Raw genomic sequence first — 22,916 nt, 5'->3', positions numbered from 1 at the left:
TCGTCTTGGACCGCACGGCGGCGGGCGCGGTCGGTCCGGCTCTCGCCGGCCCCCCGAGTCTCGCCAAGCCCCTGTCCAAACCGCGCGGCTCCCGTAACCCCGAACGCGTCGCCCGACGCGTCCGAACCTTGAAACTGAGGCCCGCGTCACGAACGGGGCCCAGGGCGAGTCACTTCGCCGACTTAGTGAATCTACCGTACCGTTCGCGGCCGCGTCACGGCCGTAAAGCGGAATCCGCGCGCGTGAGCCCATTGGTCGCAATCGCGCGGCGCCGACGCGCGGGAAAAGCGGCTCAGTCCAGCGCCTTCGTGGCCAGTTCGAGCACGTTTTTCGACAGGTTCGGATGGGCCGCGATGCGCCGCAGTTCATCGCGCATCAGGCGACCCAGCGCCGGCACATAGCGCCGCCAGCCGCCCAGCGGTTCGATCATCCGCGCCGCCGTCATCGGGTTGAACGCGTCCACCGCCAGGATCTGGTCGGCCAGGAAGCGATAGCCGGCCCCGCTGGGATCGTGGAACCGCGCCGGGTTGAAGTTGGCGAAGGTGGAGACCAGAGCCCTCAGACGGTTGGGATTGGTCGGCTCGAAGTCGGGATGGGCGGTGAGCGCTACGACCCGCTCGAGCGCGTCGGGGTTCGGGTCGCGCCCCTGCACCGCGAACCACTTGTCGAGGACCAGCGGCTCCTCGCGCCAGGCGTAATGGAAGTTGGCCAGCGCCTTTTCCCGGGGGACGCCGCCCATGGCGACCATCGGATACAGCCCGCCCATCAGGTCGGTCATGTTCCGCGCGCCGTCCAGGTGTCCGATCAGCCGCGACAGGTTGTCCGTGTGCGGGTCGGCCGACAACGCCTCGGCGCAGGCGTTGCGCAGGGCGCGCCGTCCGGCGGCCTCGGCGCTGTCGGAGAAGTCGCCCGCGCTTTGCATGTCGCCATGCAGGCGGCGCAACAGCTCGCCCAGATGGACCGCGATGCGGGTTCGCAGGTGTCCGCGCGCCGCGTGCAGGGCGGCCGGATCGGCCGGTTCGGACATCAGGGCCAGATCCGGCTCGGACGGCAGCGCCAGCAGCAGCGCCTTGAACGCGGGCTCGGCCGCGTCGTCGACCAAGGCGCGACCCAGCGCGTCGGCGTAGCGCTCCTCGCCCACCTCGTCCGGCGCGCCGGCGGCGCGCGACAGGATCAGGTCGCGCGCCAGGGTCTGGCCGGCCTCCCAACGATTGAAGAGGTCGGGGTCGGAGCCGAACAGCACATAGCGGTCATGGGGCTTGGCGTCGGTCGACAGGTTCACCGGGGCCGAGAAGCCGCGCAGGGCCGAGAGCACCGGCGCCTCGGCCACGCCCTCCCAGCGGACGGTCAGGCTGTCGGTGTCCAGAACCACGATCTCGGTGTCGCGAAGCACCTCGCCGGACGCCGAGAGCAGGCCGATGGCGATCGGAATCGGCAGCGGAGTCTTGGTGGGCTGGCCGGGCGTCGGGCTCGTCGACTGCGACAGGGTCAGGGTCAAGGCCTTGTCGCCGGCGTCATAGGCCGTGTCGATCGTCACGCTGGGGGTGCCGGCTTGCTCGTACCAGCCGAAGAAGGCCGACAGATCGCGGCCCGAGGCCTCGGCGAAACAGGCGATGAAGGCCTCGACCGTCGTGGCCTCGCCGTCGTGGCGCGCGAAATAGAGGTCGCAGCCCTTCCGGAACGCCGCGGGACCGATCAGGGTCCGCAGCATGCGGATGATCTCCGCGCCCTTCTCGTAGATGGTCGCGGTGTAGAAGTTGTCGATCTTCAGATAGCTGGACGGCCGGACGGGGTGGGCCAGGGGGCCGGCGTCCTCGGCGAACTGCCGCGCCCTCAGCGTGCGGACGTCCTTGATCCGCTGCACCGCCGCGCCGCGCATGTCGGCGCTGAAGCTCTGGTCGCGGAAGACGGTGAAGCCTTCCTTCAGGCACAGCTGGAACCAGTCGCGGCAGGTGACGCGGTTGCCGGTCCAGTTGTGGAAGTATTCGTGGGCCACGACGGCCTCGATCCGCTCGTAGTCGAGATCGGTGGCGGTCTGCGGGTCGGCCAGCAGCAAGGAGCTGTTGAAGATGTTCAGCCCCTTGTTCTCCATGGCCCCGAAGTTGAAGTCGCGCACGGCCACGATCATGAAGAGATCGAGGTCGTATTCCCGGCCGAAGGTTTCCTCGTCCCAGCGCATGGCGCGCTTGAGGCTGTCGAGCGCGTAGGTCGCGCGCGAGGCCTGGCCGGGATCGACGAACACCCGCAGCGCCACCTCGCGTCCGCTCATGGTGACGAAGCGGTCGGCCAGCACGTCGAGGTCGCCGGCCACGAGCGCGAACAGGTAGCTGGGCTTGGGGAAGGGATCGACCCACTCGGCGAAGTGGCGCTCGTCGCTCAGCGAGCCCTGGGCGACCGGATTGCCGTTGCTGAGCAGGTGCGGATAGCGGCGATCGGCCTCGATCCGGACGCTGAAGCGCGACAGCACGTCGGGGCGGTCCGGGAAATAGGTGATGGTGCGGAAGCCCTCGGCCTCGCACTGGGTGCAGAAGCGGCCCCCCGACATGTAGAGGCCCATCAAGGCCTTGTTGGCCGAAGGGTCGATCTCGACCTCGGTGGTCAGGACGAAGCGGTCGGAAACATCGCGGACGGTCAGATGTTCGGCGTCGACCGTGTACTGGTCCGCGCCCAGCGCTTGGCCGTCGATGGCGATCGACACCAGCTTCAGCCGCTCGCCGTTCAGCACCAGGGGCTCGTCCGCCGCGCCGAGCCGACGCACCGCCAGCTCGGCCTTCACCCGGGTCGCGGACGGCTGCAGGTCGAAGACCAGCCGCGTCGTCTCGATGGCGAAGGGGTAAGGGCGATAATCGTCCAGGCGGACGGGTTGGGGCGTGTCGGTGCGCATCCGGACAACTTAATCACCCCGCGCGGCGCGCGCGAGAGACCTTGACGGAGATGGCCGAAATATCGGCTGCTGTCGTCGTGGAACCAAGGCGAGGGGGCGGCGACATGGCGGAAGGCGACACGGGACTGGAGGTGGGGCGCGCGCGCGTGCTGCATCCGGGGCCGCTGCGGTGGCTGCGCGCCACGGGGTGGATGGTGCTCCTCTTCCTGGTGTTCACCGGATTTTACGGGGGCATCCAGTTCCTGCCGAAATCCACGCCGCTCGACGCGCTGAAGGTGCTGGCCGCCTGCGTGGCCGGCTTTGCCGTCTATGCCGGCGCCGTGCGGCTGGCCGAGGGCCGCTGGCCGTCGGAGCTGAAGCTGTCGCACGCCCCGGTCGATCTGCTGGTCGGCGCGGCGGTGGGGGCGCTGATCATGGCGCTGGTGATCGCCGCGCTCAGCCTGATGGGAGTCTATCAGATCAGCGGTCCGCACGGCGGCTCGCCCTGGAAGATGCTGAATATCGCCATCCAGTCGGGGATGATGGAGGAACTGGCCTTCCGCGCCATCTTGATGCGGCTCATGATGCGGGCGTTCGGCGCTTGGCCGTCGTTGATCGCCCAGGCGGCGCTGTTCGGCGCGGCGCACGCCTTCAACCCCGGCGCCACGATCGTATCGTCGGTGGCGATCATGATCGAGGCCGGCTTCCTGCTGGCGGCCTTCTACATGCTGAGCAACCGGCTTTGGATGTCGGTCGGCCTTCACGCCGCCTGGAACTTCACCCAGGGCTGGCTTTGGGGGGCTTCGGTCTCCGGCACGCCGCGCACGCCCAGCTTCTTCACCTCCGAGCCCAAGCCTGGCGCGCCGGAGTTTCTGAGCGGCGGGGCCTTTGGTCCGGAAGCGTCGCTGCCCTGCATGATCGTCGGCACGCTAGTCGCGGCGCTGGTGCTGTGGATGGCCTGGAAGAAGGGGAATTTCAAAGTCCGGCCAGACGAGCCGTCTCAGGCTTCGGAGGTGGGCGCGGGCGTTTCCTGAAGGTAGCGTTCTATCGCGACGATCTTCTGGGCCAGGCCCGTGAGGGCCGGCGGCGCGTCCTCGGGATTGTCGGCCACCAGGGTCAGCAGTTCGCGGGCGATCGCGTGCAGGCGCGGGGCGCTGGCGATCAGGCGCGCCTGGTATTCCATCTTGTGCGGATCGCGGTCGTACTCCGCGCCCGGCGTGCGCCAACCGCCCCAGTCGTTCACGTCGGTCACGACCACGGGATAGGTGCCAGGATAGGGGTGGTGGGCGCAGTCGCCCTCCTGCTGCCACTTGTTGCGCGCGCGCAGCACGCGCCAGTTCGAGGCGAGGCCGCCCTCCTGCGGGTCGACCTTGTCCTCGGCCTTCAGCTCGTGCGCCTGGAACTCGCGGTTCAGGCCGACATCGTAGGTGACCCGCACCGGCTCGTCGAAGCCCTTGGCCCAGATGGGCACGATCCTCTCGACCGTGGCCCAGCAGCCGACGCTCTCGACCCAGACCCGCTGGTTCTTCTGGAAGACGGTTTTGGCCATGCCGCTGGGTGAACTCTGAAATCGCGAGACAGCGCCCATAAGAACCTGAAATCCTTGACGCCGGGTCAATCTTTCCCTTCGCGTGAACGTCGGTCAGTGTGGGCTTCGCGACCGGCCGGAAGAGCCGCGTCCAGGGAGGTTGCAGTGGATTTCGACTATTCCGACGACCAGAAGTTCCTGAAGGAAGAGGCGCGGAAGTTCCTCGCCGCCCACTGCGACGTCGCGGTGGTGCGCGGCGTGCTGGACAACGCCGACCGCTCGTTCGACGAGGCCCTGTGGAAGGGCGTCGCGGCGCAGGGCTGGCTGGGCGCGTCGATCCCCGAGGAACACGGCGGGCTGGGCCTGGGGCGCGTCGAGCTCTGCGCCATCGCCGAGGAGCTGGGCCGCGCCGTCGCGCCGATCCCGTTCGCCTCGACCGTCTATTTCCTGGCCGAGGGGATCATGGCCTTCGGGTCCGATGCGCAGAAGGCGGCGATCCTGCCGCGCATCGCGGCCGGTGAGCTGATCGGCTGCCTGGCGACCTCCGAAGGCCCGGGCGTCGTCGGACCTTCGACGCTGCAGTGCCGGGTCGAGGGCGGCAAGCTGTTCGGGACCAAGATCCCGGTCACCGACGGCGACGTCGCCGACCTGGCGCTGGTGCTGGCCAGCGAGGGCGGCCGCCCGGGTCTGTTCCTCGTCGACCTGCGGGGCCCGGGCGTGGCGCGCGAGACGCTGAAGAGCCTCGACCCGACGCGCGGCGTGGCCAGGATCGTCTTCGACGGCGCGGCGGCCGAGCGGGTGGGGGAGGCGGGCGCCGGCTTCGACCTTGTCCAGGCGATCATGGACCGCGCGGCGGTGCTGCTGGCCTTCGAACAGCTGGGCGGCGCCGATCGCTGCCTGGAAATGGCCAAGGAGTACGCGCTGGGCCGCTACGCCTTCGGGCGGGTGATCGCCGGCTATCAGGCCATCAAGCACAAGCTGGCCGACATGTACGTCAAGAACGAGGTCGCCCGCTCCAACGCCTATTACGGCGCCTGGGCGCTGAACGACGACGCGCCGGAGCTGCCGGTCGCCGCCGCCGCCGCGCGGATCGCGGCCTCCGAGGCGTTCTGGTTCGCCAGCAAGGAGACCATCCAGGTGCACGGCGGCATGGGCTTCACCTGGGACGTCGACTGCCACCTCTACTACCGCCGCTCGCGGCAGCTGAGCCTGGCGGCCGGCGCGCCCAAGGTCTGGAAGGAGCGGCTGGTGTCCGAACTGGAGAAGAAGAACGCGGCTTAAACGCCGCGAAATCCTCGTCCTTCGACAGGCTCAGGATGAGGATTTCGAATGCGAACGCCGAGCCAGCCGTCGCCCTCATCCTGAGCTTGTCGAAGGACGAGGGCCGACCAAGGGAAGAAGACGATCATGGATTTCAACGACTCCCCCGAAGAAGCCGCCTATCGCGAGAAGGCTCGCGCCTGGCTGGCCGAGAACGCCGCCGCCCATCGCGCCAAGTGGGGCGAGCCCAAGGCCAATACGCCCGAGCACATGGCCGCCGCCAAGGACTGGCAGGCGACCAAGGCCTCGGCCGGCTATGCCTGCATCACCTGGCCCGCGGCGATCGGCGGCGGCGGCGGCACGCCGATCCAGTCGGTGATCTTCGGCCAGGAAGAGACCAAGGCCGGCGTCGGCTACGGCTACTTCACCATCGGCCTGGGCATGTGCGTGCCCACCGTCATGGCCTTCGCCGACGGCGAGACCAAGAAGCGCTTCGTCGGCCCGGCCGTGCGCGGCGAGGAGATCTGGTGCCAACTGTTCTCCGAGCCCGCCGGCGGCTCGGACGTCGCGGCCCTGCGCACCCGCGCCGTGCGCGACGGCGATGACTGGGTGATCAACGGCCAGAAGGTCTGGACCACCGGCGCCCACTATTGCGACTACGGCATCCTGCTGGTCCGCACCGACCCCGACGTGCCCAAGCACAAGGGCCTGACCATGTTCTGGGTCGACATGAAGGACCCGGCCGTCGAGTGCCGGCCGATCCACCAGATGTCGGGCGGTCGCGAATTCAACGAGGTCTATTTCACCGACCTGCGGGTCAAGGACAGCCAGCGCCTCGGCGAGGTGGGGCAGGGCTGGCAGGTCGCCCTGGTCACCCTGATGAACGAGCGGCTGGCCGTCGGCGGCTCGGCCGGTCCGAACTATCGCGAGGTGATGAAGCTGGCGCGCGATCTGTCGGGCGTCACCGGCCCGGCGGTCAAGGACCAGGCCTTCCGGGAAAAGCTGGCCGATTGGTACGTGCAGTCCGAGGGCCTGAAGTTCACCCGCTTCCGCACCATGACCGCCCTGTCGCGCGGCCAGACGCCGGGGCCGGAGAGCTCGATCGGCAAGATCATCTCGGCCAATCAGCTGCAGGAACTGGCCAACACCGCCGTGGAGATGGAGGACCAGTACGGCATCCTCTCCGACCCGGAGGTCGCGCCGGCCGAGGCGGCGTTCCAGCAGAGCCTGATGTGGGCGCCGGGCCTGCGGATCGCGGGCGGGACGGACGAAATCCTCAAGAACATCATCGCCGAACGGGTGCTGGGCCTGCCGGGCGACGTGCGCGTCGACAAGGATGTCGCGTTCAAGGACATGCCGACCGGCCGTTGATTTCGTCGAATCTTCGTCTTCAGTCCGTAGATGCCGATCGAGCACCCACGAGCTTAGCCTTGGGGTTTCGAACGATCTCTTAGATGTTCCGGGAACGGTGAAACGTCACGAAAACCCGTGAATTCGCCTGGTGCGCGAGCGCGGATCGTCGTGACGAAGTCTTCATCGCCCGCCGGGTCGAGCTGACCTTGACAGGGTCCGATCCGGGGCACATGAGAGATCATTGATTTATGGTTAACGGCGCGGCTGAAGGGGGATTCATGCGCGAGGCCGGCGACGCAGTTGCGCGCCTTCGGACGCTCCGCGAAGCGGCTAGGCGCGCCTACGCCAGCCGCGACGTCCTGCTGCGTCGGATCCCCGTCACCGCCGTCGTCGCGGCGGTGGTGATTCCCCTGGTCGGCTGCGACACGGGGCCCGCCGCCTGGTTCCACAAGCGGGCCAGCGCCTGCCCGCGGCCCCAGGCCGCTCAAGGGGTCTCGGGCCAGTTCAACCAGCAGCAGCAAGAGATCCGCGCCCTCCGGCAGGGCGGCTTCCGCGGCGACTTCTTCGCCCAGTTGGAGCTCGCCCGCCGGTATGAGGGCCAGCGCGCGGTCGACAAGAATCTCGAGGATCCGGTCGAGGCGGCCGTCTGGTACGCCATGGCTCTGTCCAGTTCGGGCGGCTACGCGCCGATCTCGGCCTATGAGCGCCGGGGGGACTCGTCGCGGGCCCTGTCGCGCTTCGACGACTGCCGCGCCTTCGAGCGGCGCAGCGCGTATGGCGCGCTCGACCGCCTGCTGTCGCGCATGTCGACCGAGGAGCGCGAGAAGGTCCGCAATCGCGTGATCTACATCCTGTCGTCGCAGGGCGCCGACGGCTTCCGCACCCTGGCGCGGATCCATGACGGCTATTTCGGCCCGTTCGGCGAGCCCTCCGACAACCTTCAGGCCATCGAGGCCTACGGCAAGCCCAGCCAGCCCGGCGCGCCGGCCGCCCTGGACCTGTTCCGCCGCAACGACGTCGACGCCTATCTGTACAACTATCTGGCGGTCCAGACCGGCGACGTCTCGGCCTATGTGATGCTGAAGGACTTCGAGCGCAGCTCGCCGCAACGCGCCTCCTACGGCTCGTTCGTCGAGACCAAGGCCAAGCGCTGGATCCCGCCCTACGAGTTCTATCCGCCGGAGTCGCCCGACTCGGGCGTCCCGCATTCCGACGAATCGGATCTGGCCGGCGAGGCGCGCGAGGCGGCGCTGATACGCGTCAACGAGCTGCCCTTCGTCCATGTCGCCGAGGCCCTGGCCTATCTGCGGGTCATCCCCAAGCCGATGATCGACGAGAAGCTGCTCGCCGTCGGCGACGCCCAGACCTTCCAGGGCATGCTGGGCCGGCCGAACACCGGCCGCCTGGCCCCGATCGAGAAGGTGCGGGCCATCCAGTACGCTGCGGTCAACGGCTCGGCCAAGGCGCAGCTCGTCCTGGCGGTCATGTACTCCGAGGGCGTCGGCGTGCCGCGCGACTACGCCCGCGCCTACCACTGGTTCGAGGAGGCCGAGCGCCAAGGCTCGGCCGAGGCCAAGTACGCCATGTCGACCTACTTCTCGCTGGGTCTGCAGGGCGTGGCCGATCAGGATCGCGCCAAGGCGGTGGTCTATCAGATCGACGGGGCCCTGGCGGGCTTCAAGCCCTCCGCCCAGCGCCTGCAGCAGCTGCTGGCCCAGGTTTCCCGGCCGCCGCGCGCGCCGGGCGACCGGCCGCCGGGCCGTCCGAACCCGTATGGTCCGACCGTCTACGACGCCGCTCCGCGCGCCGACGACCGCGATCTTCGCCAGGACGCCGCCGGCCCCGACCGCGGCGCTCGGCCCTATAACGAAGGGAACTACTGATGCGCCGCCTCAGCCGCCTGATGGCGCTTTGGGCCGCCCTGATCTTCGGCTTCGCGCTGGGCGCGCCCGAACTGGCCGCCGCCTCGCCCGACGCCAAGGTCGATCAGCAGATCCGCCCGTGCTTCGGCCTGCTGCTGCAGCCGAACCTCTCGCAGGGCTGCAAGGTCCGCTACGCCAAGCCGCGACCCTGCGCGCGCGGCTACTACCGTTCGCGCGGTCGCTGCGTGCCCGTTTATGGCTACGGAAGCGGCTATGGCTACGGTTATGGCTATGGGGGCGGCTACGGCTACGTCTCTCGCGAGATCAACTGCGACTACGCCTATCCCGGCCAGGTGTCGGCGACCCTGGCGCGGCTCTATGACGGCGACACCCTGACCCTGACCTCGACGAACGGCGGGGCCTGCGTCGACTCGCTGAACATCACCCGATCGGTCAGCATCGTGGTGCGCGACTATACGCCCAGCCGCACGCGGCCCATCCTGGTCGCCGGCGCCGACCAGCCGTGCATCCGCATCCGTCCCGGGGTGCAATATGTGGTGCTGGACGGTCTCGGCATCGAGGCCACGCGGGCCGGGGGCTCGTCGTGCATTGTCGGCGGCGCGACCGAGATCGCGCTGAAGGGCGTGACGATCCGCTATGACGGCGACGCCTCGGCCTTCGACATCAGCGACAGTCGCATCGAGCTGCAGGACGTCACGTTCATCGGCCGCACGCGCTCGGCGGTGGTCAAGGCCACCGGCACGATCATGGCGTCCAATGTCGAGATCGCCGCCACGGCGATCGGCGGCGCCTTCGAGACCTCCGGCGACAGCCGCCTGCGCGACGTTCGCATCGTCCGTCTGGGCGACTGGACCGGCTCCTCGCGCACCCGCAACTCGGCCGGCTTCGTGATCAGCGGCATGAACCGCCAGCAGCTGGTGACCATCGACGGCCTCTATGTCGATGGCTTCTCGCGCGGCGTCTATATCGGGGGCGGCGACGAGACCACGCTTCTGCGGCCGGTGGTGCGCGACAGCGACTGGGCCGTGACGGTCGAAAACGCCAATCTGCGCCTGAACGAGGGCGAGCTGGAGGCCACCGATGTCGGTCTCTACGTCGCCTCGGGCATCGCCTACGCGGCCAACAACAAGATCGTGGGCGTCATGCGCTCGGGCATCTACGCCGACGCCGGCGGTCAGGTGCGCGCCGTCGACAATCGCATCTACGCCCGCCCCGAGGGCTGCAAGGCCCTGGTCAGCGGCTTCTTCGACGGGGAGCTGACCTGCCGGCCGTGGTTCGAGGCGCCGGAGCTCTATCGCACGCCGCGCGACCGCGCCCGCCTCGACTATGACGCCTATTGGCCGACCCAGGCGATCGGCCCGACGCCGCTGGCGGTCGGCGGCGCGCCGGCCGACTTGAGCCGTGACGCCGGCGGACCGCCGCATGGACCGCAACAAGGGGGAGTCCCCAAATGAGCAAGCTGGTTCGCGGTCTGGTGGCCGCTCTCCTCGTCACCTCGACCCTGGCGGCCAGCCAGGCCTGGGCGCAGCGGACGCCCACCGGTCCTCGCCGCGGCGGCGCCGGCGTCTGCGGCGCGCCCCTGACGGGGCAGGCGCCGGACATCATGACCTATGACAGCGCCACCGGCACCCAGGTGTTCGTCGGCGGGACGCGCGGCGGCGGGACGGACGTCTCGGCCTACAACGCGCAGACGGGCTCGGCCGCCGGCCTGTCGGGGGATCTCAGCCGCCCGGGCCTGGTGTCCTCGTGCGCCGTCGACGGGATCACCCACGAGTCGTACGGCGTGACCTCCGACCGTCCCGGCCAGGTCACGATGAGCGGTCGCGACGACCGGGGCGCGCGCTATCAGTTCACCCGCGCCGACGGCCGGACCGAGGTCTGGGAGCCGCGCTACGAGAACCGCTGCTTCCGCTCCAGCCTGGGCCTGTTCGGCTCCAGCCCGTCCGACCGCCGATGCTGAGACCGGCGCTCGCCCTGGCCGTGGTCGCGATGACCCTGGCCGCCTGCGGATCCTATCCCAACCATGGCCCGCCCGCGCCCGTGGCGCCGAGCCGCGCGCGGGTCACGCCGCCGCCGCCGCCCATCGAGGTGGTGCGGCCGAGGGGCCCCTGACCACCGCCATCCCGCGACGCGCTCGCGGGACCCAGGGTTCAGCGCCCACGTCAGCGGTTCGTCCGCTCCGCGCTCCCGCCGGTCAGAGGGGGCCCGCGCGTGAAGCGTGGGATGACGCGTATTCGGATCAGGGCGCGATCGTCGCCTTGAAGGTCGGCGCCTTGCGGTGGTGCGTCGCCTGCTCGTAGGCGTAGCCGAGGTTCAGCAGCAGCTTCTCGCTCCAGGCCGGGCCGATGAAGGACAGACCGACCGGCAAGCCCTTCACATCGCCCATCGGCACGGTCAGGTGCGGATAGCCGGCCACGGCGGGCAGGGTGGTGGCCGAGCCGCCGTAGTTGTCGCCGTTCAGCGGGTCGATGGTCCAGGCCGGCCCCGTGGTCGGCGCGATGATCGCCACCGCGCCCGTGTCCTTCAGGATCTTGTCGATGCCCTCCGGCCCCGCCAGCCGCTTGGAGTCGGCCAGGGCCTTCAGATATTCGGGATCATCGAGGCCCTTGGTCTTCTCGGCCTTTTCGAAGCTCTCCTGGCCGAACCATTCCAGCTCCTTGGGCGTGGCCTTGTTGAAGGCGATCAGGTCGGCCAGCGTGCGGCTCGGGACCTTCTTGGGATCGGTCGAGGCCAGGTAGCTGGCCATGTCCGCCTTCAGCTCGGTGTAGAGCACCACGCCCTCGGCCTTGCCGATCGGGCCTTCGTCGAAGTCCTTGATCTCGACCAGGGTCGCGCCCTGGGCCTTCAGGTCCTTCAGGGCCGCCTCGAACACCAGGTCGAGCTTGGGCGAATAGCCCGTGTAGAACCGCGCCACGGCCAGGGTCACGCCTTTCAGGGCGTCCTTGGAGAGGCCCTTGGCGTAGTCGGTCTTGTGGGCGTCGGCGTCCTTGGTGGCCGGATCGGCGGGGTCCGAGCCGGCGATGACGGTCAGCACCTTGGCCGCGTCCTCGACCGTGGTGGTCATCGGGCCGGCGGTGTCCTGGCTGTGGCTGATCGGCACGATGTGGGTGCGCGAGACCAGACCCACGGTCGGCTTCAGACCCACCAGGCCGTTGATCGCCGAGGGGCAGGTGATCGAGCCGTCGGTCTCGGTGCCGATGGCCAAGGGCGCCAGGCCCGCCGCCACCGCCGCGCCCGAGCCGCTGGACGAGCCGCAGGCGCTGCGATCCAGCACATAGGGGTTGCGCACCGTGCCGCCCACCGCGCTCCAGCCGCTGATCGAGTGGTTCGAGCGGATATTGGCCCATTCCGACAGGTTGGTCTTGCCCAGGATCACCAGGCCCGCGTCGCGCAGCCGCTTGGCGACCGGCGCGTCGCGGCCGGTGATGTTGTCCTTCAGGGCCAGCGAGCCGGCCGTGGTCGGCAGGGGATCGGCGCTCTCGATATTGTCCTTCAGCAGGATCGGGACGCCGTGCAGGGCCGAGCGGACCTTGCCGGCCTTGCGCTCGGCGTCCAGGGCCTTGGCGGCGGCGAGGGCGTTGGGGTTGGTGGCGATGACCGCGTGCAGCGTAGGGTTCTTGGCCTGGATCGTCGCCAGGGCGGCCTTCGTCGCGGCCTCCGAGGTCTGGGCCTCGGCGGCCCCCGCGAACAGCGCGACGGCGGCGGCGCTGGCGAGGCATGCCGACTTGAGACAGGCGAACTTGGTCATGAAGCGTTTCCCCGAGCTGTGCGCGCGATCGTGGCCCGAAACCTCGCCCTTCGACAAGCTCGGGGTGAGGTTTCTTGTGAGCGGCTCGCGGTAGCCCTCACCCCGAGCCTGTCGAAGGGGGAGCGCGGCCTGTCAGACGAAAACCGCCACGTTCTGTCGCGCCAGCACCAGGGGACGGCCGTTCGCGTCCCACAGATGCATCTCCTGGGTCGAGTAGCCGTCGCCGATCGTCTCGGCGCGCGTGCGCAGGAGCCGCCAGCCGTCGTCGCCTTCCGCAGGCGGGCCGACGATGTCCAGCGACCAGGTCATGGTCGAGATGGGGCCGAACTGGGGGAACAGCGCCATGGCCGGCGGCGGCGGCATGTCGGCCAGGGCGACCAGGGCCGAGAGCGAGGTCGCGGCCGGGTCGCGGTGGCGGATCCACAGCAGGTATTCCGGATCGCCGCCGGCCAGGGGACGCGTGCCGCCGGCCTTGCGAACCTCGAACTGGGCCGAGAAGTGCGGCGCGCCCTGGCGATTTTCCGGGAAGAACGGCTCGCATTGCTCGGCCGGCGCCACGCAAGGGAAGGGGACGTGTTCGTAGGCCAGAACCGAAGGCCGCGCCGCGCCGAAGGTCAGCACGCCGTGGGTGGCCACGCCTTGCTCGCCGACCAGGTCGACGGCCACGAACAGGGTCGACTTGCCCTGGCGCAACGGCTTGACCGCGATCGCCAGTTCGCCGGCCGCCGGGCCGACGAAGGCGAACTGGGCCGAGCGCAGCGGCGGCGCGTCGGGGAACGCGCGCAGCGCGCCCTCGACGCACAGCGCGGCGCTGAGCCCGCCATAGGTGGTGCGCCCCTGCTTCCAGTCGTCGGAGACGTGGGCGGACCAGCCGGTGTCGGTGGGCTCGATGGCGGCGATGAGGTCGGTATAGAGGGTCATGCCGGAAGGTTCGTTTTCTTTCGCTACGGAAGTCAAGCGCCGTGCGTCCTTCGAGACGCGCTCGGGAGCGCGCACCTCAGGATGAGGACAGATCACTCCGAATCCCTCATCCTGAGGCGCCCGCGGAGCGGGCCTCGAAGGACGCACAGCGCATGCAACCCCTCCGGCTCCTGCTGCCGGCCCTGATCCCGTCCTGGAACTTCTTCGACGTGATCGCGCCTTCGCCCCGCGTCGAATATGCGCTGCTGGGCGCGGAGACCGCCCCGCCGGAGGATTGGCGCGAGTTCCGCCCTCGGCCGGCGCGCGTCTCGCTCGTGACCATGGCCAGGCGCCTGCTTTGGAACCCCCAGTGGAACGAGAGCCTGTTCCTGGTCAGTTGCGCGGAGCGTCTTATCGATCAGCCCACGGATCATAGCGAGGCCGAGATCCTGAGCCGGATCGCCGCCGATCTGGCTGGCGATCCCGATGCGCCGCCCTGGCTGGCGTTTCGTCTGACGTTCGTCCGCCGCGAGGGCGAGGCGCTGATCCGCGAGGTGCTGTTCCAATCGGCCCCGCGCCGGCGCGAGGCGCTGGTCCGATGAGTTTCGTCGCCTCCGTCCGCCTGACCGAGATCCTGCTGGCCCTGGCCCTGATCCAGCAGAGCCTGGAGCACATGGCGGGGCCGCGTCGGGACAGGGCGACCTACGCCGTCCGGATCGCGTTGTGCGCCCTTGTGGTCAGCGGACTCGCGTCACCCTGGCCGCTGGTCGGGCTGGCGCTGCTGTCGCTGGTGATCCTCGAGCGCTTTCAAGGCCCCTACAACGGCGGGAGCGACCGGATGGGCCTGCTCTCGCTGTGGTGCGTGACCCTGGCGCACCTGCTGCCGGACGCGCGCTGGCAGCATCTGGCCTTCGGCTATCTCGGGGCGCAGCTGACGCTGTCCTATTTCATCTCCGGCGCGGTGAAGGTCGTCAATCCGGAGTGGCGCGATGGCCGGGCGTTGCGCGACGTCTTCCGGTTCTCGGCCTATCCGGTCAGCGAGGGCCTCCGCGCCTGGGCCGACCGGCCGCGCGTGCTGCTGGCGATGTCGTGGGCGGTGATGCTGTTCGAGCTGGCCTTTCCGCTGACCCTGCTCTGGCGGCCGGCCCTGATCGGCGGCCTGGTCGTCGCCGGCCTCTTCCACCTGGCCAACGCCTGCCTGTTCGGCCTCAACCGGTTCTTCTGGACGTGGCTGTCGGTCTATCCGGCGATCCTGTGGCTCCAGGCCCAGGTCGGGCGACTCTAGTGCAAGAGCCCGCGCCACGAGGCGTAGGCGCCGGCGTCGCGCCGGTCGTGCTCTTCTTCCAGGCTCATCTCTTCCAGCAGGATCGCGGCCAGCAGCCACTCCTCGAGGTCGGACGAGGTCGCGCGGCCGTCCTGCAGGGCCTGCTTGACCACTTCGATCAGTTGTTCGACGGCCTTGTCGGTCTTGGTCATGGCGCGCTCCGAAAGCTACGCCCTTAACCTAAAGACTGCTTCGCCTCGGAGGCCTGCGACATACCGTCGGCCCGGCCGCGCAAGTTGTCGCACCCGTTCGCGGCGGCGAAGGCCGCGAACGGGCGCGCCAGGGTCTATTGGCCCTTCAGCTTGCGATCGAAGAACTCCAGGTGCTTCTTCAGCACGCTGAGGCCCTTGGTCTTGCTGCCCGGCGCGCTGTGGCGCTCGCCGGGATAGAGGGCCATCTCGAACGGAATGGCCTTCTTCTGCAGCGCCGACATCACGCGGGTGCTGTTCTCGAAGATCACGTTGTCGTCGGCCATGCCGTGCAGCAGCAAGAGGCCGCCCGGCTTCAGGTTGTCCAGGCGGTTGTTGATGTCGGCATAGGCATAGCCGGCCTTGTTCTCGTCCGGCTTGCCCATGTAGCGCTCGGTATAGGCGGTGTCGTAAAGGCCCCACTGGGTGGGCGGAGCGCCCGCCGCGCCGGCCTTGAACGGCGTGTCCGGCGCGGTCATCAGCATCAGGGTCATGAAGCCGCCGTACGACCAGCCCATCACGCCCAGCTTGTTGGCGTCGACATAGGGCAGGCTGGCCAGGAACTTGGCGCCCTGCAACTGGTCGTCGACCTCGACCGTGCCCATGTGGCGGTCCAGGGCGCGCTTGAAGGCCGCCGAGCGGTTGCCGCTGCCGCGGTTGTCCAGCTTGAAGATCACATAGCCAGCTTCGAGATAGGTGCGCTCCGACGGGCTCTGCCAGGTCTTGCTGACCCGCTGGGCGTGCGGGCCGCCATAGACCGAGACGATGGCCGGATACTTCTTGGCCGGGTCGAAGTTCGACGGCTTGAGGATCTCGTAATACATCGTCTGGCCGTCGGCGGCCTTCAGGGTTCCGAACTCCGGCGTCGGCAGGTTCGCCGCGTACGGCCAGTACGGGTGACCCTCGGCCAGCTTGTTTTCCTCGATCCAGCGCACCCGGTTGCCGTCGGCCGAATAGAGCGCGGTCTGGGGCGGGGTCTTGGGATCGTTGTACGAGGCGGCGAAGGCGCCGCCGGTGTCGGCCACCTTGGCCGTCCACCAGCCGCCGCCCGGGGTCAGGGCCTTGGGCTTGCCCGGCTTGGCGTAGGAGACCTCGTAAATGCGTCGCTCCAGCGGGCTGTCCATCGAGGCGCCGAAGATCACCACCTGGCGCGCCTCGTCCACGCCCTCGACGCCGCCCACGGGCCAGTCGCCCTTGGTGATCTGCGCCAGCAGCTTGCCGTCGGCGGCGTAGCGATAGAGGTGCTGGTTGCCGTCGCGCTCCGAACCCCACAGGAACGTGCCGTCCTTCAGGGGCTTGAAGTCGTTGTTCAGCTCCAGGAAGTGCGGGTCGGTCTCGGTCAGCACCACGCGGCTCTTGCCGGTGGCGGCGTCGAAGGCCAGCAGGTCGAGGGTCTTCTGGTCGCGCGACAGGCGCTGGACATAGACGGTCTTGCCAACTGGGCCCAGGCAACGCGCGCGACATAGATGTCCTTGTTCGCGCCCAGGTCCAGCTGGATCGCCTTGCCCGAGGCCAGGTCGCGGACGAACAGGTCGACGACGGCGTTCGGCCGGCCGGCGCGCGGATAGCGCTGGTTGACGACCGTGGCGCCGCCCGGGCCGATGTCGGCGCGCGGCACGATGTCGACGCCGCTCTCGTCGACGCGGGTATAGACGATCCGCGCCTCGTCCGGGCTCCACCAGTAGCCGGTGAAGCGGTCCAGTTCTTCCTGCGCGATGAACTCGGCGACGCCGAACGACAGGGCGTCCTTGCCCTCGGTGGTCAGGGCCGTCTCGGCCCCGCCGGTGATCGGCTTGATATAAAGGTTCTGGTCGCGGACGTAGGAGACGTAGCCGCCTTTCGGCGAGACCTTGGCGTCGACCTCGTCGCCGGGCGTCTCCGTCAGCCGGGTGACCTTGCCGTCGGCGACGCTGTCTAGATAGAGGTCGCCGTCCAGCGGCACCAGGATGAAGCGGCCCTGCTTGTCCCAGCTATATTCGACGATGCCGCGCGCCTGCACGCGGGCGCGCTCGCGGCGGGCCTTCTCGGCTTCCGACAGCTCCTTGTTTCCCGACGACAGCGCCGCCGAGTCGATCAGCCGATAGGGCTCGCCGCCCTTGACGTCGGCCGCCCACAGGTCCTGGACGTTGGCCGCCTCGGGCTTGGACTTCAGGTAGGTGACCCGCTTGCCGTCCGGCGACAGCGCCACGCCCTTGGCCGTCGGGCCAGACAGGCTGGGGTCGGCGAAGATCCGTTCCGGGGTCAGTTGTTCCGCCAGAACCGGCGAGGAGAGGGCGAGGACGGCCGCGAGCGCCGTGAGCGAGGGCTTTTTCATGGCGCCGGACGCTAAGCGGGAGCGTGCGGGTTGTCAGCAGGGAAGTTGTTACGGGGTTGAAACGCGCCAGCGGCCCCTACCGACAGATCGCGCCCAGCTCGGCGTCGCTGACCGGTTCCGGCGAGACCGGCAGGCCCTTCGCCCTCATCGCCGCGTCCAGGGTCGTCGGCTGGGGCGCGAGGCTCGGATCGACGTCGGTGCGGTAGAACGGATGCTTCTCGGCCTCTTCCAGCGTGGTGAAGCCGAAGCCTCGCTCCTGGTAGAGCTTGAACAGACGCGGCGCCATGCGGGCGTCGAAGGCGCCGCCGTGCATCAGCAGCACATAGGGGATGTCCTGGCCGTACAGCGTCAGGCTCATCGCCCGGGCGCGATCGGCCGCCGCCGCCGCGCCGTCCAGGTAGCGCTTCTCCAGATCGGCGACCGCGGCCTGGTCGCCCTTGGCCATGCAGCGGGCATAGGGATCGTTGAAGGCGTAGTCGTGGAAGCTCATGGTCACGCTGGCGATCTTGTAGCGGTTCGACGCCAGCCATTCCCGCACCGCCAGCCGCTTTGCCTGCGTGTCGCCCTCCGAGAGATAGGGGTAGCGCAGCCAGCGCCAGTCTTCCTTGCCCATCAGGCCTTGCAGCAGCGGCTCGTTCTTGGCCGTGTCGGCCGCGAACTGCTCGGGCGTCGCGCCGGTAAGGTTCAGGTGCGACCAGGTGTGGTTGCCCAGCGGCTGGCCGGCCTGGCGCCACATCGCCAGAACCGGGGTTGAGGCCGGCTCGCGCTCGGTCTGGACGCCGTTGACGAAGCCGAACGCCGGGGCCTTCGCGTCCGCCGACGCTTTCAGCAGATCGGCGGCGATCTGGACGCGCGTCACGCCCGGCGGCAGGGCCGCGTGGGCGGGCAGGTCGTCCCAGGTGAAGGCGATCAGCGGCTTGCCCTGGGCGGCGCTCTTCGCCTTGAGCCCCAACAGGTCCAGCGGCACGGCGTTGGCCATCACCTTATAGCCGCCCAGGTTCGGATGCAGACCGTCGTTGTCATAGGCCTTCAGCATGTGCGTCGGCTGGGCCGGATCGCGCATCACCGCGTCCCAGTCGATCACGGCGTCGAAGCTGCCCGGCGTCCGGATCCAGGCGTTGATGGCCTGGCGATCGGCCTCGCTCTCTGGGCCGGGGTGATAATAGGCCGAGCCGCCATAGGGCAGGATGGTCGCGCCGATCGTCCGGAGGCCTCGGGCGCGGGCGCGGGCGACCATCTGGCGATAGGCGGCGATGACCTGCTGGACGAGCGCCTTGTGCGCCTCGGGCGTCGCGGGCGCCTCGCGCGTCAGGACGCCCAGGTCGTTGACGCCTTCCAGGAAGATCACATGGCTGACGCCCGACTGGCTCAGCACGTCGCGATCGAAGCGCGCCAGGGCGTTGGGGCCGAGCCCGTCTTGGATCACCCGATTGCCGCCGATGCCCAGGTTCAGCACGGCCAGGTTCTGGCCTTTGACGCGCTCGATCAGGCCGTCGGTCCAGCGCAGGTTGGTGTTGGGCAGGACGCCATAGCCGTCGGTGATGCTGTCGCCGAACGCGACGACGGCCCGCGCCGTGTCCGAGGCCACATCGACGCCGGCGATCTGGAACCACTGGTTAGCGGTTTTGGCGCCCGGCAGGTCGACATCGGCGACGTGATCGCCGGCCAGCACGTAGGAGGTGGCGCGCGAGCCCGGATGGCCGGTCTGGACGCTGGGGGCGGCCTCGTAGCGCAGGCTGATGGCCAGCGAGGTCAGCGGCGCCACCTTCAGGGACACCGGATCGGACCAATAGTCGGCGCCGGCGGGGATCGTCACCTCGGACCGGCCCGAGAAGGTCAGGGCGCGGTCGCTCGCCGGGTCGATACGGGCGGTGGCGAGATCCGCCGAGATCGCCACATGCGCGGCCTTCAAGGTCAGCGGCTGGGTCCCGAACGCGTTCGAGAGCCGCACGCGCAGCGCGTCGCCGCCGATCGACAGCCGCACCACCTGACGCAAGGTGGCGTTCGCATAGTCCTCGGGCGCGAGGCGGTTCTTCTCGTCCGGCGCGATCTGGGCGCTGGCCCAGGCGCCGACCCAACGGGGCGTCTTGGCCGGCGTCGCGGCCTGGGCGGGCAGGGCGACGGCGATCCATAGACCAAGCGCGGCGAACGCGGACCGCCAGACCATCTTCATCAGCGTTTTCTCCCTGCGCCGCGTCGATCGCGCGGTAGCGGTAACATTGCTATGGCCTCGCGGCGCGTCCGTAAAGGGCCGCGCCGGATTACGGCGTTTTCATCCGCTCTCGTTCCCGTGATCCGAGGTGATCCGATGTGATCGCCTTATGGTGGAGTTCGGTCAAGGCCAAGCATACATGTAACGCGGCCGCCGATTGACGGGCCGCGATGATCGCGCTCCGGACGGCCGTTTAGGGGCTCTATCCATGTCCAATATCCTGGCGTTTGGACCGGTCGCCGGTTCAGCGCTTGCCGTCGTGCTTATCGCCGCGCTGATCGCCGTGTCCGGCATGATCCGCTATATCGGCAACAACCGCGTCGCGGTGGTCGAGAAGCTGTGGTCGGGCAAGGGCTCGATCGCGGGCGGCCTGATCGCGCTGAAGGGCGAGGCCGGCTTCCAGCCGGACGTCCTGCGCGGCGGCCTGCACTTCTTCTTCCCGTTCCAGTACCGCCTGCACATCCAGTCGCTGGTGACGATCCCGCAGGGTCGCATCGGCTATGTCTTCGCCCGTGACGGCGCGCCGCTGGAGGCCGACCAGGCCCTGGCGGCCAATCCGGACGACGTCGACTTTCAGGACGCCCGCGCCTTCCTCGAACGCGGCGGCCAGAAGGGGCCGCAGCGCAAGATCCTGCGCGAGGGCGCCTACGCCATCAACCTGGCCCAGTTCGTCGTCGTGACCCGCGACCAGACCTTCGCCCTCAGCCTGGACCGGGCCGAGGAAGGCCTGCTGGCCCAGATGGCCGAGGTGATCGAGGCGCGCGGCGGGTTCGAGCCGGTGGTGATCAAGGACGCCGACGACCAGATCGGCGTGATCACCGTCCACGACGGCCCGGGGTTGCCGGCGGGCGAGATCATCGCGCCGCTGGTCGGCTCGGACTCGGCCGACGCGGCGACCTTCCACAACAGCTTCCAGGACGCCGAGGCCTTCCTGCGCGCCGGCGGCCGCAAGGGGCGTCAACTGGAGGTGCTGGTCGAGGGCACCTATTACATCAACCGGCTGTTCGCGACGGTCGAGCGCATCGGCAAGACCGTGGTCGAGGTCGGCCAGGTGGGCGTCGTGGTCTCGTATACCGGCGCGACCGGCGTCGACACCTCGGGCGAGGGCTATCGCCACGGCGAACTGGTCGCCAACGGCCAGCGCGGCGTGTGGCGTGATCCGCTGCTGCCGGGCAAGTACGCCTTCAACACCTATGCCGGCCGCGTGACCATGGTGCCGACCACCAACTTCATCCTGAAGTGGGAGACGATGGCCGTCGGCTCGCACCGCTTCGACGAGAACCTGGCCGAGGTGTCGCTGATCACCCGCGACGCGTTCGAACCGACCCTGCCGGTGTCGGTGGTGGTCCACATCGACTACCGCAAGGCGCCGCTGGTCATTCAGCGCTTCGGCGACATCAAGAAGCTGGTCGAGCAGACGCTGGACCCCATGGTCAGCGCCTATTTCAAGAACATCGGCCAGACCCGCACCCTGATCGAGCTCTTGCAGGACCGCAGCGCGATCCAGAGCCAGTCTAGCGAGGAGATGAAGGTCAAGTTCGGGGCCTATAACCTTGAACTGCAAGAGGTTCTGATCGGCACGCCGCGTCCCGCCCAGGGCGGCGACGACCAGATCGAGAAGATCCTGACCCAGCTGCGTCAGCGCCAGATCGCCGACGAGCAGGTCGGCACCTACGAGCGCCAGAAGCTGGCGGCCCAGAAAGAACGCGAACTGCGCGAGGCCGAGGCGTTCGCCAAGCAGCAGACCGCGATCACCGAAAGCCAGCTGTCGATCCAGGTGCAGCAGAACCAGGGCAAGGCTTCGCTGGCCCGCTCCGAGCAGGAGGCCCAGCAGCGCCGGACCCTGGCCAAGGCCGACGCCGACGCGACCCGGCTGATGGGCGAGGGCGAGGCCGGCAAGGTCGTGGCCCTGGCCCGCGCCGAGGCCGAGAAGGTGACCAAGGTGGGTCTGGCCCAGGCCGAGGCGATCGCCAGCCAGGTCGAGGCCTCGGGCGGCGCGCGCTATCAGCTGGCCCGCCAGGTCGCAGAGCGCTTCGCCCAGGCCCTGGAGACCAGCGGCGTCGACGTGGTGCCCAAGGTCCAGATCACCGGCCAGGGCGGCGAGGCCGGCGCCAATGGCGGCGTCATGCAGGCTCTGCTGACCCTGCTGATGTCCGAGAAGCTGGGCCTGCCGGTCGAGACCGCGCCGGCCCAGTACGAGGCGGAGCAGGCCTAAAGCCGCCCATCGCTGAAGAAAGGGCTTGTCACCGGTGTCATGTTAGCGTTATCAATCCGGTGTGAGGTGCCGAGCGCCTCTGCCCTTCCTGGGCGTTTCCTCCCTAATGACTTTTCAGCCCGGTCGCTTTGGCCGGGCTTTCTTTTTGGCGGAAGGCTGACGTCTTTAGACCGTCACGGCGTTGGACGCGTGGATATGGAGGATCTTCCAAACGCCGCCGCGCTCGACCAGGACGATCGTCCGGCGCGCCAGACTGGTGGCGGTCTCGAGATGGAAGGTGCAGAGGGCCACTGGCCCTTCGACCTGGATCAAGAGATCGCGGGGCGTGAGGTCGCGGTAGGGCGGCGAGCCCCCCGTCTGACGGCTTCGCTCGACCAGCGCCCGCATCGCGGGCGGCATTCCGGGCCGGCGTCGAAGGGCCGCGAGGTCGAGATCGGGCGTCCCGTGCGGCGAGGCGACGACCGGATCGAAACTCACCGCGTCCGGCGCGAACGCAGCCGACATCGTTGGCAGGTCATCGTTTTCAAACGCCTTCAGAAAGGCCTGAAGCGCGGCTTCGGCGGTGGCGCGCCGCTCGGCTTCGGGCGGCCGCGCGCTGGCGGCGCCGGCGGCGGTCGCCAGCGCCGAACCTAAGGCCAGGCGCCGGCTGATCCGAGTTTGTTGTCCCATGGCCGACATAGTGTCGCGGCGCTCCGGAGCGTCAATGCTCAAGGTCCATGATGGGCTTGCTTTTTGCTCGGCGCGAACGGTGCTACCTTCGCCAGCGACATGACGAGGTTGGTTCTGATGAGCGTCGGCAAGCCGCCCAAGAAAAGCGAAGTGCTCGAGGTTCGCCTGCCGCACGAGACCAAGGCCGCCTTCATGGCGCGCTGCCATGGGGCCGGGCGCACGGCCAGCGAGGCGGTGCGCGTGTTCATCGACCAGGAACTGGCGGGCAAGGCCGCCAAGCCGGCCCGCTCCCCGGGGCCCCTCTGGCGCGCGCTCATCGCGGCCCTTGCCGGCCTGGCCGTCGGCGCGGTCGCCGTCCCCTCGCTCGCCCGGCCGACCGCCGTCTCCCGCGCGACGTTCGAGCGCCTCGATAAGAACCACGACGGCGTGCTGAGCTTCGAGGAATTCAGCCGGCGGTAG

18 protein-coding genes and 3 pseudogenes are annotated in these 22,916 nt (G+C 69.1%); 12 read left to right on the top strand and 9 right to left on the bottom strand.

The window, feature by feature from the left end; genetic code table 11:
- Positions 1-292: 292 nt before the first annotated feature.
- Positions 293-2,884 (bottom strand): aminopeptidase N, encoded by a 2,592-nt coding sequence (gene pepN, locus Q0V34_RS07205; protein ID WP_297509869.1) that lies wholly within the window; start codon positions 2,882-2,884, stop codon positions 293-295.
- A gap of 104 nt (positions 2,885-2,988) precedes the next feature.
- Between pepN and Q0V34_RS07200 the strand changes: the two genes are divergently transcribed.
- Positions 2,989-3,897, top strand: coding sequence for a CPBP family intramembrane glutamic endopeptidase (locus tag Q0V34_RS07200; protein ID WP_297509864.1), 909 nt, complete (start codon positions 2,989-2,991; stop codon positions 3,895-3,897).
- On the opposite strand, the gene Q0V34_RS07195 is transcribed toward Q0V34_RS07200, so the two are convergent.
- Positions 3,864-4,412 carry a hypothetical protein gene (locus tag Q0V34_RS07195; RefSeq protein ID WP_297509861.1) on the bottom strand — a complete coding sequence of 183 codons (549 nt, stop codon included), beginning with the start codon at positions 4,410-4,412 and terminating at the stop codon, positions 3,864-3,866. The genes Q0V34_RS07200 and Q0V34_RS07195 overlap by 34 nt on opposite strands.
- Before the next feature lie 144 nt (positions 4,413-4,556).
- On the opposite strand from Q0V34_RS07195, the gene Q0V34_RS07190 reads away from it, so the two are divergent.
- From Q0V34_RS07190 to Q0V34_RS07160, 7 genes and pseudogenes are all read left to right on the top strand, one after another.
- Positions 4,557-5,672, top strand: a complete 1,116-nt coding sequence (locus Q0V34_RS07190) for an acyl-CoA dehydrogenase family protein (protein ID WP_297509859.1) — start codon at positions 4,557-4,559, stop codon at positions 5,670-5,672.
- 10 nt (positions 5,673-5,682) lie between these two features.
- Positions 5,683-5,775: pseudogene (locus Q0V34_RS07185) on the top strand (hypothetical protein); the annotation flags it as partial.
- Between the two features lie 23 nt (positions 5,776-5,798).
- Positions 5,799-7,022 carry an acyl-CoA dehydrogenase family protein gene (locus tag Q0V34_RS07180; RefSeq protein ID WP_297509854.1) on the top strand — a complete coding sequence of 408 codons (1,224 nt, stop codon included), beginning with the start codon at positions 5,799-5,801 and terminating at the stop codon, positions 7,020-7,022.
- Positions 7,023-7,282: 260 nt separating this feature from the next.
- The gene (locus Q0V34_RS07175) at positions 7,283-8,887 is read left to right on the top strand and encodes a tetratricopeptide repeat protein (protein ID WP_297509850.1); all 1,605 of its coding nucleotides are present in this window, start codon (positions 7,283-7,285) and stop codon (positions 8,885-8,887) included.
- The gene (locus tag Q0V34_RS07170) at positions 8,887-10,341 is read left to right on the top strand and encodes a hypothetical protein (RefSeq protein WP_297509847.1); all 1,455 of its coding nucleotides are present in this window, start codon (positions 8,887-8,889) and stop codon (positions 10,339-10,341) included. The genes Q0V34_RS07175 and Q0V34_RS07170 overlap by 1 nt, the downstream gene beginning before the upstream one ends.
- Positions 10,338-10,847: a hypothetical protein gene (locus Q0V34_RS07165; protein ID WP_297509844.1), complete on the top strand. Its 510-nt coding sequence runs from the start codon at positions 10,338-10,340 to the stop codon at positions 10,845-10,847. The genes Q0V34_RS07170 and Q0V34_RS07165 overlap by 4 nt, the downstream gene beginning before the upstream one ends.
- Positions 10,841-10,999: a hypothetical protein gene (locus Q0V34_RS07160; RefSeq protein WP_297509841.1), complete on the top strand. Its 159-nt coding sequence runs from the start codon at positions 10,841-10,843 to the stop codon at positions 10,997-10,999. The genes Q0V34_RS07165 and Q0V34_RS07160 overlap by 7 nt, the downstream gene beginning before the upstream one ends.
- Positions 11,000-11,126: 127 nt before the next feature.
- On the opposite strand, the gene Q0V34_RS07155 is transcribed toward Q0V34_RS07160, so the two are convergent.
- Entirely contained in the window at positions 11,127-12,635 is a 1,509-nt protein-coding gene (locus Q0V34_RS07155) for an amidase (protein ID WP_297509838.1), read from the bottom strand.
- Positions 12,636-12,767: 132 nt separating this feature from the next.
- Positions 12,768-13,556: a thioesterase family protein gene (locus Q0V34_RS07150; RefSeq protein ID WP_297509835.1), complete on the bottom strand. Its 789-nt coding sequence runs from the start codon at positions 13,554-13,556 to the stop codon at positions 12,768-12,770.
- 152 nt (positions 13,557-13,708) lie between these two features.
- Here Q0V34_RS07150 and Q0V34_RS07145 point away from each other — a divergent pair, with 152 nt between their 5' ends.
- The gene (locus tag Q0V34_RS07145) at positions 13,709-14,137 is read left to right on the top strand and encodes a hypothetical protein (protein ID WP_297509833.1); all 429 of its coding nucleotides are present in this window, start codon (positions 13,709-13,711) and stop codon (positions 14,135-14,137) included.
- Complete coding sequence (locus tag Q0V34_RS07140; RefSeq protein ID WP_297509830.1) at positions 14,134-14,820, top strand: HTTM domain-containing protein; 687 nt, start codon at positions 14,134-14,136, stop codon at positions 14,818-14,820. Before Q0V34_RS07145 ends, Q0V34_RS07140 begins: the two co-directional genes overlap by 4 nt.
- On the opposite strand, the gene Q0V34_RS07135 is transcribed toward Q0V34_RS07140, so the two are convergent.
- From Q0V34_RS07135 to Q0V34_RS07120, 4 genes and pseudogenes are all read right to left on the bottom strand, one after another.
- A complete protein-coding gene (locus tag Q0V34_RS07135; protein WP_297509828.1) occupies positions 14,817-15,011 on the bottom strand; it encodes a hypothetical protein in 195 nt (64 codons plus the stop codon). The two genes, Q0V34_RS07140 and Q0V34_RS07135, sit on opposite strands and share 4 nt — an antisense overlap.
- 134 nt (positions 15,012-15,145) lie before the next feature.
- Positions 15,146-17,361: pseudogene (locus Q0V34_RS07130) on the bottom strand (DPP IV N-terminal domain-containing protein).
- A gap of 76 nt (positions 17,362-17,437) precedes the next feature.
- Entirely contained in the window at positions 17,438-18,340 is a 903-nt protein-coding gene (locus Q0V34_RS07125) for a polysaccharide deacetylase family protein (protein WP_297509894.1), read from the bottom strand.
- Positions 18,338-19,528 (bottom strand): annotated as a pseudogene (locus Q0V34_RS07120) (SGNH/GDSL hydrolase family protein); the annotation flags it as partial. The pseudogene Q0V34_RS07120 and the gene Q0V34_RS07125, both read right to left, overlap by 3 nt.
- A gap of 253 nt (positions 19,529-19,781) precedes the next feature.
- On the opposite strand from Q0V34_RS07120, the gene Q0V34_RS07115 reads away from it, so the two are divergent.
- The gene (locus tag Q0V34_RS07115; RefSeq protein ID WP_297509825.1) at positions 19,782-21,788 is read left to right on the top strand and encodes an SPFH domain-containing protein; all 2,007 of its coding nucleotides are present in this window, start codon (positions 19,782-19,784) and stop codon (positions 21,786-21,788) included.
- A gap of 165 nt (positions 21,789-21,953) precedes the next feature.
- On the opposite strand, the gene Q0V34_RS07110 is transcribed toward Q0V34_RS07115, so the two are convergent.
- Positions 21,954-22,631: a nuclear transport factor 2 family protein gene (locus Q0V34_RS07110; RefSeq protein ID WP_297509822.1), complete on the bottom strand. Its 678-nt coding sequence runs from the start codon at positions 22,629-22,631 to the stop codon at positions 21,954-21,956.
- On the opposite strand from Q0V34_RS07110, the gene Q0V34_RS07105 reads away from it, so the two are divergent.
- On the top strand, positions 22,575-22,916 hold the full coding sequence (locus Q0V34_RS07105; RefSeq protein WP_297509820.1) for an EF-hand domain-containing protein: 342 nt from the start codon (positions 22,575-22,577) through the stop codon (positions 22,914-22,916). The two genes, Q0V34_RS07110 and Q0V34_RS07105, sit on opposite strands and share 57 nt — an antisense overlap.

Origin of the sequence: uncultured Caulobacter sp., assembly GCF_947036865.1 — a bacterium.
In the GTDB taxonomy this organism is placed as follows: Bacteria; Pseudomonadota; Alphaproteobacteria; order Caulobacterales; family Caulobacteraceae; genus Caulobacter.
The sequence above is the reverse complement of the archived record's forward strand: the minus strand, read 5'-3'. Positions and strand labels throughout refer to the sequence as shown.